General features: G+C 73.5%; 12 protein-coding genes (1 of these 12 running past the window's edge). 5 read left to right on the top strand and 7 right to left on the bottom strand.

What is annotated here, in order from left to right; all coding sequences use genetic code 11:
• The first annotated feature begins 6 nt into the window (after window positions 1–6).
• Both OG982_RS03190 and OG982_RS03185 read left to right on the top strand, forming a co-directional pair.
• On the top strand, window positions 7–423 hold the full coding sequence (locus OG982_RS03190) for a DUF742 domain-containing protein (RefSeq protein WP_266789922.1): 417 nt from the start codon (window positions 7–9) through the stop codon (window positions 421–423).
• Window positions 424–436: 13 nt separating this feature from the next.
• Window positions 437–1,030: an ATP/GTP-binding protein gene (locus OG982_RS03185; protein ID WP_266789941.1), complete on the top strand. Its 594-nt coding sequence runs from the start codon at window positions 437–439 to the stop codon at window positions 1,028–1,030.
• Window positions 1,031–1,246: 216 nt separating this feature from the next.
• Here the strand turns inward: OG982_RS03185 and OG982_RS03180 are convergent, their stop codons facing one another.
• Genes OG982_RS03180 through OG982_RS03165 form a run of 4 tightly spaced genes read right to left on the bottom strand, consistent with a single transcriptional unit; the run spans window position 1,247 to window position 3,993 of the window.
• Window positions 1,247–2,437, bottom strand: coding sequence for a lipid-transfer protein (locus tag OG982_RS03180; protein ID WP_266947900.1), 1,191 nt, complete (start codon window positions 2,435–2,437; stop codon window positions 1,247–1,249).
• The gene (locus OG982_RS03175) at window positions 2,434–2,904 is read right to left on the bottom strand and encodes a Zn-ribbon domain-containing OB-fold protein (RefSeq protein ID WP_266789945.1); all 471 of its coding nucleotides are present in this window, start codon (window positions 2,902–2,904) and stop codon (window positions 2,434–2,436) included. Before OG982_RS03175 ends, OG982_RS03180 begins: the two co-directional genes overlap by 4 nt.
• A gap of 34 nt (window positions 2,905–2,938) precedes the next feature.
• Window positions 2,939–3,316, bottom strand: a complete 378-nt coding sequence (locus OG982_RS03170; RefSeq protein ID WP_266789947.1) for a DUF962 domain-containing protein — start codon at window positions 3,314–3,316, stop codon at window positions 2,939–2,941.
• Window positions 3,317–3,321: 5 nt separating this feature from the next.
• Window positions 3,322–3,993, bottom strand: a complete 672-nt coding sequence (locus tag OG982_RS03165; RefSeq protein WP_266947898.1) for a M15 family metallopeptidase — start codon at window positions 3,991–3,993, stop codon at window positions 3,322–3,324.
• A 29-nt stretch (window positions 3,994–4,022) separates the two neighbouring features.
• Between OG982_RS03165 and OG982_RS03160 the strand changes: the two genes are divergently transcribed.
• On the top strand, window positions 4,023–4,544 hold the full coding sequence (locus tag OG982_RS03160; RefSeq protein ID WP_266947897.1) for an NUDIX domain-containing protein: 522 nt from the start codon (window positions 4,023–4,025) through the stop codon (window positions 4,542–4,544).
• A gap of 53 nt (window positions 4,545–4,597) precedes the next feature.
• Here the strand turns inward: OG982_RS03160 and OG982_RS03155 are convergent, their stop codons facing one another.
• Entirely contained in the window at window positions 4,598–7,165 is a 2,568-nt protein-coding gene (locus OG982_RS03155; protein WP_266947895.1) for a glycoside hydrolase family 31 protein, read from the bottom strand.
• 211 nt (window positions 7,166–7,376) lie between these two features.
• Between OG982_RS03155 and OG982_RS03150 the strand changes: the two genes are divergently transcribed.
• Together OG982_RS03150 and OG982_RS03145 are read left to right on the top strand one after the other, a co-directional pair.
• Complete coding sequence (locus OG982_RS03150; protein ID WP_266947893.1) at window positions 7,377–9,365, top strand: acetoacetate--CoA ligase; 1,989 nt, start codon at window positions 7,377–7,379, stop codon at window positions 9,363–9,365.
• A 63-nt stretch (window positions 9,366–9,428) separates the two neighbouring features.
• Entirely contained in the window at window positions 9,429–10,406 is a 978-nt protein-coding gene (locus OG982_RS03145; protein WP_266947891.1) for a hypothetical protein, read from the top strand.
• An 83-nt stretch (window positions 10,407–10,489) separates the two neighbouring features.
• Here the strand turns inward: OG982_RS03145 and ptsP are convergent, their stop codons facing one another.
• On the bottom strand, window positions 10,490–12,160 hold the full coding sequence (gene ptsP / locus OG982_RS03140) for a phosphoenolpyruvate--protein phosphotransferase (protein ID WP_266789959.1): 1,671 nt from the start codon (window positions 12,158–12,160) through the stop codon (window positions 10,490–10,492).
• A gap of 75 nt (window positions 12,161–12,235) precedes the next feature.
• Window positions 12,236–12,383, bottom strand: the end of a protein-coding gene (locus OG982_RS03135) for a PTS glucose transporter subunit IIA (protein WP_266789961.1). 302 nt of this gene lie beyond the right edge of the window; only the last 148 of its 450 coding nucleotides appear in the window; its start codon lies off the right edge, out of view; its stop codon occupies window positions 12,236–12,238.

The raw sequence follows: 12,383 nt of genomic DNA, 5'->3' as shown, positions 1-12,383 counted from the left end.
GACGGCATGAGCGATTCAGGCCAGGACCACCCCGCCACCACCCCCGCCCACCCGCACTGGTTCGACGACGAGGCGGGCCCCGTGGTCCGCCCGTACGCGATGACCCGCGGCCGGACCAGCCACGCGGGCCAGCACCGGCTCGACCTGATTGCGCTCGTCATCGCCGACTCGGCGGCCGACGACCCGATCTGGGACATGACCCTGTCCCCGGAACACGCCCACATCCTCGGGCTGTGCCGGGAGCACCCCCAGTCGGTCGCGGAACTCGCGGCCGAACTCGACTTGGCGATCGGGGTGGTCCGTGTCCTGATCGGCGACCTGGTCGACGAGGAACTGGTCCATGTGACCCGGCCGGTGCCACCGGCCGAACTGCCCGACGAATCCATTCTGCGTGAGGTGATCGATGGCCTTCGGGCGCTCTAGCCGCACCGGCGCGATGCATGCCGTGTCGCCGGTCGAGCCGCTGACCCTGAAGATCCTGGTCGCGGGCGGCTTCGGGGTGGGCAAGACCACCCTGGTCAGTGCGGTGAGTGAGATCAGACCGCTGCGGACCGAGGAACTGCTCTCGGAACCCGGCGTCGGAATCGACGACACCGGGGGAGTGGAGGGCAAGAACACCACGACCGTGGCCATGGACTTCGGGCGCATCACCCTGCGCGAGGACCTGGTGCTGTACCTGTTCGGCACGCCCGGCCAGGACCGGTTCTGGTTCCTGTGGGACGAGCTGTCCCAGGGCTCGCTCGGCGCGGTCGTCCTCGCCGACACCCGCCGCCTCGCCGACTGCTTCGCCGCCATCGACTACTTCGAGCGGCGGGAACTGCCGTTCGTGGTCGCGGTCAACTGCTTCGACGGCGCCGAGCGCCATCCGGTGGTGACCGTACGGGAGGCGCTGGACCTCGATCCCGAGGTGCCGGTGCTGCTGTGCGACGCGCGCGACCGGGAGTCCGTCAAGGACGTGCTGGTGGGAGTCGTGGAACACGCGATGTCGCTGGCCCGAGCACGCCGGCAGAGCCTGACGGCGGGCGCCTGACGGCGGGCGCCTGACGGCCGGCCCCTGACGGCGGTCGCCTGAGCCGGTCCGCGGCCATGCCCGGACGTGGAGGCGGCCCGTACCCCCGCCGACTGGGGTACGGGCCGCGGCTCTCACGGGGGTCCGGGGGGCCTGCGCGGCGCGAGACTGTGGGGAGAGTGTGAACCCGCCGCCAGGAGCCGTCAAGCGTTCGCACAGGAGGTTCCCCGGCGCCCGCTAGCGGACCGCGATGACCGCCGATCCGTGCCCGAACAGCCCCTGGTTCGCGGTGATCCCCACCCGCGCCCCCGGAACCTGGCGCTCCGCGGCCGTGCCGCGCAACTGCCAGGTCAGCTCGCACACCTGGGCGATCGCCTGCGCCGGCACCGCCTCCCCGAACGAGGCCAGCCCGCCGCTGGTGTTGACGGGGACCCGCCCGCCCAACGCGGTCGCCCCGTCCCGTACGAGCTTCGCCCCCTCGCCCTCACCGCACAGCCCGATGTCCTCGTACCACTCCAGCTCCAGGGCCGTGGACAGGTCGTACACCTCGGCGAGCGACAGGTCCTCGGGACCGAGGCCGGCCTCCTCGTAGGCGGCGCGCGCGATCGACGCCCGGAACGAGCCCGGCGCCGGGCGCACCGCCGTCACCGAGTCGGTGGCGATGTCCGGCAGGTCCAGCACCGTGCGCGGATAGGTCGGCGTGACGGTCGAGACCGCCCGGATCCGCACCGGATCGCTGACGCCCCGGGCCCGGGCGAAGTCCATGCTGGTCAGCACCAGGGCCGCGCCCCCGTCGGAGGTCGCGCAGATGTCCAGCAGCCGCAGCGGGTCGGCGACCACGCCAGAGGCCGCGACCTCCTCGGCCGTCACCGCCTTGCGGTACCGGGCGTTCGGGTTGAGCGCCCCGGCCGCCGCGTTCTTCACCTTCACCTGGGCGAAATCCTCGGCGGTGTCCCCGTACAGGGCCATCCGGCGCCGCGCGTACAGCGCGAAGTACGCCGGGTTGGTCGCCCCCAGTACGCGGAACCGCAGCCAGTCCGGGTCGTCCGGCCGGTCCCCGCCCGCCGGGGCGAAGAAGCCCTTGGGCGCCGCGTCCGCGCCCACCACCAGGACGACGTCCGCCAGCCCGCCCAGGATCTGCGCCCGCGCCGCCCCGATCGCCTGGGCTCCCGAGGCGCAGGCCGCGTACACGCTGGTCACCCGTGCGCCCTGCCAGCCGAGCGCCTGGGCGAAGGTGGCGCCGGCGACGTAGCCGGGGTAGCCGGAGCGCACCGTGTCGGCCCCGACGATGGATCCGACGTCCTTCCAGTCGAGCCCCGCGTCGGCGAGCGCGGCCCGGGCCGCGGCCCGCCCGTACGTGACGAAACTCCGGCCCCATTTGCCCCAGGGGTGCATGCCGGCCCCGAGGACGGCGACATCGGCGCTCACGGCCGCGCCTCCCCGCCGGCCGCCACGGGGCGGAACCGCCAGGTGGTCCAGGTGGTGTCGGCGCTCTCGTCGAGCACGCCGCCCTCCACCTCGACCTCCATGCCGATGGCCAGATCGGCGACACCCACCCCGGGCGCCGCCTGCCCGAGCACCACCATCCCCTCGGCCTCCAGCTCCACCGCGACCAGGGTGTACGGCTCCCAGGGCACGTCCGGGTCGGACACGTACGGGGCGGGCGGCCGGTAGCGCCCGTCGGTGAACGACCAGACCCGCCCGCGAGGGGACAGCGCGACCTCGGCGAGCCCGCCGTCGCCCGGGCAGTGCGGGTTGCGGCAGTACGCGTCCTCGCGCGGGAAGAACACCGCGCCACAGGCGGAACACCGGGTGCCGAGCAGCCGGAAGCCGCCGCCGTCCGGTGCGTCCTCGGTGAACCACCCGCTGACGACGGGGGTGCGTGTGCGTCCCATGGGAACCCCTCCCTGACAGATATCTGACGGATCGTCAGGAGTCTGCCACGGGCGGGCAGTCCTGGCACGGGTTCTCGGCGAGCCACTTCTGCGCGATCACGGAGAGCTCCGCGTCCCGCCCCGCCAGCATCATCCGGATCATCTGCGCGTCCCCGCGCAGCGACCACGCCGGATGCCCGAAGGTGGCCGGATTGTTCCCCTCGATCAGGAAGTGCGCGGGCCACGCGGTCCCGTACCCGATGAGGGGCAGGGCGGCGAGATGGCGCTTGCGGCCGCGCGCCAGCCCGTAGGCCGTCACGGCGAGGCCGGTGAGCGTGCCGGCGAGGTGGATCCAGCGGGTGGCGGCGCGGGAGTGCATGGCGACGTAGTAGGGCCAGAATTCCTCGTACGAACGGAAAGTCATGCCGGGCACGGTACTCAGGGGCGGACGGACCCGACAGACACCGGAAAGTCGAAATGGCGGTCCGGGAACGCCTCCGGCCGGTACGTGAAGTGCCACCACTCCTCCGGCAGATTCACGAACCCCTGCCGCCCGAGCACCTCCTTCAGCCACATCCGGTTCTCCCGCGCGGCCGCCCCCACCCGCCGGTCGTCCGTGTGCGAGAGCGGATCGAAGAAGTCGAACCGGGTCCCCATGTCGACCTCCCGCCGCGCGGGCAGCCGAACGAGCGTCACGTCCAGGGTGCTGCCGCGGCTGTGCCCCGACCGCTCGGCGATGTACCCCTCGGGGATCAACCGGTCCTTCGCGACCGCCGGATAGTACTCCGCCTTCGTCGCCTGATCCGCCGCGTCGCCGGCCCACCGTACGAAGTGGTCCACCGCGCGCTGCGGCCGGTAACAGTCGTACACCTTCAGCGCGTACCCGCCGCGCAACGCCTCCCGCTGCGCCCGCCGCAGCGCCTCGGCGGCCGGCCGGGCGAGCAGACAGACCGGCTCCTGGTAGCCGGGCACGCGCGCGCCGGTGAAATTGTGCGGACCCGCGTACCGCATGTCCTGCCCGATACTCGGGTCCACCTCCGCCAGCGCCACGAACCCCGGAGCCGCCGACCCCGCGGCCAGCCCCGCGACCACCGCCACAACAGCCAACATCCTCATGGCCCTTGGCATACCATCACCGCATGCCGGCACACCTGAGGGACTCGCACTGCTCCACCTGCGGAGCCGTGTTCGACACGTCCGCCTGGCCCCGCGCGTGCTCCGCGTGCGGCGCCGTCACCTACCGCAACCCGCTCCCCGTGGCCGTCACCCTCCTCCCCGTCCACGACGAGGACGGCACCGGCCTGGTGGTCATCACCCGTACGATCGAACCCGCCCTCGGCGGCGTCGCCCTGCCCGGCGGGTTCATCGACTTCGGCGAGGACTGGCGGGACGCGGTGGTCCGCGAACTGCGCGAGGAGACCGGCATCGAGGCCACCGCCTCGGAGGTCGCCCTCGCCGACGCCATGAGCTCCCCGGCCGGCCACCTCCTCCTCTTCGGCCTCCTCCCGCCCCGCCCGGCCGCCGCCCTCCCGCCGTCCGTCGCGACCGACGAGACGACGGGCTGGCACATCCTGCGCACCCCGGAGGTACTGGCCTTCCCCCTCCACACCCGCGCCGCGGCCGCCTGGTTCAAGGGGGGCTACACCCCCGCCGCCGCGTAAACCCGCACGGCGCGCCCCCGCCGGATCCCCGGCGGGGTCCGCTGTGGGCGTGGTCAGAGGCCGCGTATGGTCACGCCGTCGACCGGGGTTCCGGCCTCCGTTTCCACGACCACCGTGTCCCCCGCCCACCGCACCGCGTAGCGTTCGACCTCGCCCGGCTCGAAACCCGGCCCCGGGTCGCGGATCACCACCCCGCCGCCCGTGCGGCCCCGGGCCGGCGCCCACACCTCCAGCCCGACCCCGGACCCGACCCCGGACCCGACCCCGGACCCGACCCCGGACCCGTCGCCGGAGCGGACGGGGAGCACCGCGCCCGCCCGCGCCAGCACCGGGATCCGCCCCTGCGGAGCGTCCAGCAGCACCTGGCCGGGCCCTTCGTACGCCTCCCCCGTCACCGTGTCGTACCACCGCCCCCGCGGCAGCCGGATCGCCCGCCGGTCCGCGCCGCACTCCAGCACCGGCGCCACCAGCAGCGCGTCCCCCAGCAAGAACGCGTCCTCGCAGTCCCGCAGCCCCCGGTCCTCCGGAGCCCCCCACCACAGCGGCCGCACGTACGGCGCCCCCGTCCGCCGCGCCAGATGCGCCAGCGTCACGAAATACGGCCGCAGCCGCTCCCGTTCCGCCAGCACCGCCCGCGCGTGCTCCTCCACTTCCGGGCCGAACTCCCACGGCTCGCGCCGCCCCGCCCAGATCGCCGAGTGGGTCCGGAACAGCGGCAGGTACGAACCCAGTTGCAGCCACCGCAGGTACAGCTCGGGCGACGGGGACCCCCCGAAACCTCCGACGTCCGGCCCCGAGTACGGCACCCCGCACAGACCCAGCCCGAGCACCAGCGCGAGCGACGCCCGCAGCCCCTCCCAGCCCGTCTCCACGTCCCCCGACCACGTGCCCCCGTACCTCTGCATCCCCGCCCACCCCGACCGCGAGAACAGGAACGGCCGCTCGTCCGGCCGCAGTCGCACCAGCCCCTCCCAGCCCGCCCGCGCCATCCCGAGCGCGTACACGTTGTGCGCGGCCCGGTGGTCCCCGCCGGCCCCGTCCAGCGCGTGCCGCGCCGAGCGGGGCAGCGACGCGTCCCCGAACGGGGCGAAGGACACCGGCTCGTTCATGTCGTGCCACACCCCGGAGAACCCCCGCGCGAGCCGCTCCTCGTACAGCCCGCCCCACCACTCCCGTACCGCCGGATCCGTGAAGTCCGGGTACGCGCACTCCCCGGGCCACACCTCACCCCGTACCTCCTGACCCCGCGCGTCCCGTACGAACGCCCCGTCCGGGCCGACCGCCAGGCCCGACGCGTGCACCGCGTCGCCCGCCTTCACCGCCGGGTCCACGATCGAGACGAGCCGCACCCCCCGCTCCCGCAACTCCCCGGCCAGACCGGCCAGATCCGGGAACCGCTCCTCGTCCACCGTGAACACCCGGTGCGCGTCGTAGTGGTCGATGTCCAGATGTACGGCCGACAGCGCGAGCCCGCGCTCCCGGTACCCCGACACCACCCGGCGCACCTCCGCCGCGCTCCCGAACCCCCACCGCGCGTGCTGGTAGCCCAGCGCCCACTCCGGCGGCACCGCGGCCGCGCCCGTCAGTCCCGACCAGCCCTGCAGCACCCGCGCCGGCGTCCCCACCAGCACCCAGCACCGCAACGGGCCGCCCTCCATGCGCAGTTCGCTCGTCCCCGGCCGGTCCGGCCCGGAGCCCGCGCCCTCCTCGCCCTCGCGCAGCACCACCCGTCCGTCCCAGGTGTTGTCGTGGAACACCAGGTGCGTCCCCGCGTCCGCGACCACCATCTGCACCGGCATCGTGATGTACAGCGGATCGTCCCCCGGCCCGAAACCGCCCTTCGGGTCCGTGTTCCACAGCCGGTACGAGCCGTCCCGCAGCCGCGGCCCCGCCGCGCGCCCACCCAGCCCGAAGAACCGGGCGTCCGCCGGCACCTCGGCCCGCGACAGCCACCGCGCCTCGCGCCGGGGCCCGGCCGCGTCCCCGAGCGCGCCCTCAGCGCGGTCCGCGTCGCCGTCCGTGTGCCCGGCCGCGTCGCCGTCCGCGTCCGAGCCCCCGGCCGCGTCGCCGCCCGTGTCCCTGTCCCCGCCCGCGTCGTCGCCCGCGCCCCCGTACCCGTACCCGACGACCGCGTCGTCGTCGCCCTCCGGATCCTCCGCCACCGGCTCCCACCAGCGCGGCGGCAGCTCCCGGCGCAACACCGTCCCGCCCGGAGTCCGTACCTCCACCGCCCCGTGCCGGGACACCGCCACCGTCACCCGCTCCGACACCACCCGCCAGCCGCCCCCGGTGTCCGCCTCCAGCACCGCGCGCGGATCCGGCTCCGGGCCGCCGCCCGTCACGGCGTACGAGGGCGTCGGCTCCGCCCCGTCCCAGCCCCAGAACACCGCGCCGCCCACCATCACCCGTACCAGCAGCTCCGAGCGCGCGAACCGCAGCACGCCCCCGCCCGGGCGCGGCTCCGTCCCCGTCAGCAGCCCCGGCACCCGCGCCCGCTCCGCGCCCCGGCGCGGGAGCCCCACCGCGTCCGCGCGCCGGTGGCGCCAGGCCGACCGCCACGCCCCCCGCCCCCGCGCCGTACCGAGCTCCATCACCGCACGCACCAGATCACGACCGTCCATGGCCCTCACCCTGCCACCGGCCCCCGGCCGAGCGGGCTGCGTTCAACTTCCGTTCACCGATAAATGGATCAAGAGAGACCGGCCCTGACAGCTCTGGTGCGTATGTCGATCACGTGGCATCGTCCCTGTGAGCCGCCACGCGCACACCCACCGCGCGATGGCACCGTACGCACACGAAGCGCGAGCCGCAGACTTGACCGGGAGCCGACCCATGACCTCACCCAGCACGCCGGAACCCCTCTGGTCCCCCGGCCCCGACCGCATCGCCGCGGCCCGGATCACGGCCTTCCAGGCCTGGGCCGTCGAACGTTTCGGAGCCCCCGCGACCGGCGGCTACCCGGCCCTGCACCGCTGGTCCGTCGACGAGCTGGACACCTTCTGGCAGGCCGTCGCCGAATGGTTCGAGGTCCGCTTCACCACCCCGTACGAGTCCGTCCTCGCCGACCGCGCCATGCCCGGCGCCCGCTGGTTCACCGGCGCCACCCTCAACTACGCCGAGCACGCCCTGCGCGCCGCCGAGGACCCGGCCCGCGCCGACGAGGCCGCCCTCCTCTACGTCGACGAGACCCACGAGGCAGTCCCCGTCACCTGGGCAGAACTGCGTCGCCAGGTCGGCGCCCTCGCCGCCGAACTGCGCGCCCTCGGCGTCCGCCCCGGCGACCGGGTGAGCGGCTACCTCCCCAACATCCCCGAGGCCGTCACCGCCCTGCTCGCCACCGCCGCCGTCGGCGCCGTCTGGACCTCCTGCGCCCCCGACTTCGGCGCCCGCAGCGTCCTGGACCGCTTCCAGCAGGTCGAGCCCGTCGTCCTCTTCACCGTCGACGGCTACCGCTACGGCGGCAAGGAGCACGACCGCCGCGACACCGTCGCCGAACTGCGCGCCGAGCTGCCCTCGCTGCGCGCCGTCGTGCACATCCCGCTGCTGGGTACTCCGGCCCCCGAAGCCGCGCTGACCTGGTCGGACCTGACCGCCGGGGCCACCGAGCCCGTCTTCGAGCCGGTCCCCTTCGACCACCCCCTCTGGGTCCTCTACTCCTCCGGTACGACCGGCCTCCCCAAGGCGATCGTCCAGTCCCAGGGCGGCATCCTCCTCGAACACCTCAAGCAGCTCGGCCTGCACTGCGACCTCGGCCCCGAGGACCGGTTCTTCTGGTACACCTCCACCGGCTGGATGATGTGGAACTTCCTCGTCTCCGGCCTCCTCACCGGGACGACCGTCGTCCTCTACGACGGCAGCCCCGGCTATCCCGACACCGGCGCCCAGTGGCGGATCGCCGAGCGGACCGGGGCGACCCTCTACGGGACCTCCGCCGCGTACGTCATGGCCTGCCGCAAGGCGGAGGTGCACCCCGGCCGGGACTTCGACCTCTCCGCCGTGAAGTGCGTCGCCACCACCGGATCCCCGCTGCCGCCCGACGGCTTCCGCTGGTTGCACGACGAGGTGACGGAAGACCTCTGGATCGCCTCCGTCAGCGGCGGCACCGACGTCTGCAGCTGTTTCGCCGGCGCCGTTCCCACCCTTCCCGTGCACATCGGTGAGCTCCAGGCCGCCTGCCTCGGCACCGACCTCCAGGCCTGGGACCCGTCCGGCAAGCCCCTCGTCGGCGAGGTCGGCGAACTCGTCGTCACCAACCCCATGCCGTCCATGCCGATCCACTTCTGGAACGACCCGGACGGCAGCCGCTACCGCGACAGCTACTTCGAGATGTTCCCCGGCGTCTGGCGGCACGGGGACTGGATCACCATCACCGACCACGGCTCGGTCGTCATCCACGGCCGCTCGGACTCCACCCTCAACCGCCAGGGCGTCCGGATGGGCTCCGCCGACATCTACGAGGCCGTCGAACGCCTCCCGGAGATCAAGGAATCCCTCGTCATCGGCCTGGAGGAGCCGAACGGCGGCTACTGGATGCCGCTCTTCGTGCACCTCGCCCCCGGCGCGATCCTCGACGACGACCTCCGCGCCCGCGTCAAGACGACGATCCGCGAGCAGCTCTCCCCGCGGCACGTCCCGGACGAGATCATCGAGGTCCCGGCCATCCCGCACACCCTCACCGGCAAGCGGATCGAGGTCCCGGTCAAGCGCCTCCTCCAGGGCACGCCCCTGGCCAAGGCGGTCAACGCCGGCTCGGTCGACAACCTCGACCTGCTCCCCTTCTACGAGGAGCTGGGCCGCACCCGCACCCGCACCCAGGCCTGAGGCCACTGTCAGTGGTCATGGTTACTGTGAGTGAGCAAGCGATTGCGCCACTCAGGGGGAGCCATGCCACCGACGGACAAGACCACAGACAAGACCACAGACAAGACCGCGGAAGACACGACCGGGGAAGACAAGACCGCACCGCGGCACCGCCCGCGCAACGACAGGCGCCGCACCCTGCGCCGCACCCTGCGCCGCGAAGCCCCCAGCACCGTCGGCCTCCTCGCCGACGCGGGGGACTTCGCGGCCATGCGTGACTACCGAAGCTTCACCTTCGACGACCACCAGGACTACCTCCGGCACGTCGACGGCCTGCTCCGGTCCCTCGCGTCCCAGGGCATCCACACCACCGTCGCCCTGTTCGACCCCGAGGAGTACGCCGTGTTCTGCGAGGAACACGACCTCGACCCGGACACGGCCGAAACACGCACCCGCTTCACCGCCGAGCTCGCCGGCGGCAGCGGGGGACTGGCCTACACCGGCCAGCCCATCGAGGAGCTCGTCCCGCTCCTCGTCGACGAAGCGGTCCGCCAGGCCACGTGGGAGTACGCCACCACGCTCCTCGCCGCAGTCGGCAACTGCGCCGACTGCGGCGAGGACATCGGCCACGCCTCCTTCGAGCGCGCGGCCGAGGCACTCAAACGCCTGGTCGCCGGAGCCGGCCGGGGCCACCACCACCTGGTGTGCAGCATCCCGACCGAGGAGGAACAGCTCGTCGCCGTGCTCCACGCCGACGCCGATGACGACCCGGCCGCCCCGCCACGCATCGAGGGCCGCGACGGCCTCGACTTCGTGACCGTCCTCGCCGCCGGCATCGCCCTCGGAGGCCCTGGAGGCCTGGTGCTCCGCAGCACCACCGAAGGGTTCCGCGACCGGGTACACGGCTGGCGCCTGGACCGCGGCCGCCTCGTCCCCCTCTCCGCGGCCTCCGTGTTCAACGCCTACTGCACGGACGCCGACACCGGAGACCCCGTCGCCCCCGAACCGGGCGTCGAGTACTGCCCCGGCTACGAGGTGGACGACCCGGGCCCACACCACTGAGCGGAAGGAACCGCGGAACCCGGAAACGGCCGAGGGGCCCTCGCCGCCGGCGAAGGCCCCTCGATCGACAACACACCATCCGGCTACTCGCCGGACAGCACCGCCTGCGCGGCCACCCGCGCCTCCTCGGCGCTGTCCGCGGCACGTGCGGCCGCGGCCGCACGCTCGCACTGCGCGAGGGTGTACTTGGCGAGCGTCGCCCGTACATAAGGGATGGACGCGGCACCCATCGACAGAGAGGTGACACCCAGACCGGTCAGCACACAGGCCAGCAGCGGATCCGAAGCGGCCTCGCCACACACACCACAGCTCTTGCCCTCCGCCCGCGCGGCCTCGGCAGACATGGCGATCAGGTCGAGCAGCGCCGGCTGCCACGGGTCCTGGAGCCGCGACACCGCACCGACCTGACGGTCGGCGGCGAAGGCGTACTGCGCCAGGTCATTGGTGCCCAGCGACAGGAACTCGACCTCCTGGAGGATCGAGCGCGCCCGCAGCGCGGCGGAGGGGATCTCCACCATCGCGCCGAACTTCGCCCGCAGACCGGCCTCGCGGCACGCGTCGGCGAACGCCTTCGCATCGGTACGGTCGGCCACCATCGGAGCCATGACCTCAAGGTAGACCGGCAGCCCCTCGGCGGCCTTCGCCAGCGCGGTCAGCTGCGTCCGCAGCACGTCCGGGTGGTCCAGCAGCGAACGCAGACCGCGCACACCCAGCGCCGGGTTCGGCTCGTCGGCCGGCGTCAGGAAGTCCAGCGGCTTGTCGGCCCCGGCGTCCAGGACCCGGACCACGACCCGACCCTCGGGGAAGGCCTCGAGCACCTTGCGGTACGACTCGATCTGCTTCTCCTCGGACGGCGCCTTCTTGCTGTCGTCCAGGAACAGGAATTCGGTGCGGAACAGACCCACACCCTCGGCCCCGGCCTCGACGGCCGCCGGCACGTCCGCCGGACCGCCGACGTTCGCCAGCAGCGGCACCTTGTGCCCGTCGGAGGTCGCACCCGGACCGGAGGAGGCGGACAGCGCCGCCTTCCGCTCGGCGGCCGCGGCCTCCAGCTCGGCCCGCTTCTGCGGGGTGGGCTCCACGAACAGGTCACCGGTGCTGCCGTCGACGGCGATCACGGTGCCCTCGGCGATCTCACCGGCACCCGGCAGCGCCACGATGGCCGGCACACCCAGCGCCCGCGCGAGGATCGCGCTGTGGCTGGTCGGCCCGCCCTCCTCGGTGACGAAGCCGAGCACGAGCGCCGGGTCGAGCAGCGCCGTGTCCGCGGGGGCGAGATCCCGCGCGATCAGTACGTACGGCTCGTCGCTGTCCGGCACACCCGGCATCGGCACGCCCAGCAGGCGCGCCACGATCCGGTTGCGCACGTCGTCCAGGTCGGCCACCCGGCCGGCCATGTACTCGCCGGCCCCGGCGAGCAGCTCGCGGTAGGCGGCGAACGCGTCGTACACGCCACGCTCGGCGGTGCTGCCGACCGCGATACGGCGGTCGACGTCCGCCATGAGCTCGGGGTCCTCAGCGATCATGGCCTGGGCCTCCAGCACGTGCTGGGCCTCGCCACCGGCCAGCTGGCCGCGTGCGATCAGGTCGGCCGCGACCGCGCTCACGGCCTGACGGGCGCGCCCCTGTTCGCGCTCCGCCTCGTCCGCGGCGATCTGCTTGGCCGGCGGTTCGAGAACCGCCGTGCCCATGTGCCGGACCTCGCCGATCGCCACACCGTGGCTCACGCCGACGCCTCGCAGCGTTGTCTCCATTTCACCCGTCTCCGATAGAGCGGCGAGCCCAGCCGCCGCGATGGATGTCCGACTCGCCTGTGAAGGCGGACAAGGTCAGCGCCAGCTGAAGAGGGCGTCGTCCGCCTTCACGTCTCCGGACTCGACGACGTCGGAGAGGGAGTCCGCGGTGGCCTCCAGTGCCACGACGGGGCAGATCGGAGACTTGCCGGCTTCTTCGACGGCCTGCGGGTTCCAGCGGATG

This window comes from Streptomyces sp. NBC_01551 (genome assembly GCF_026339935.1).
GTDB lineage: Bacteria > Actinomycetota > Actinomycetes > Streptomycetales > Streptomycetaceae > Streptomyces.
Note: the sequence above shows the minus strand (reverse complement) of the source record. Positions and strands in the feature narration are given on the sequence as shown.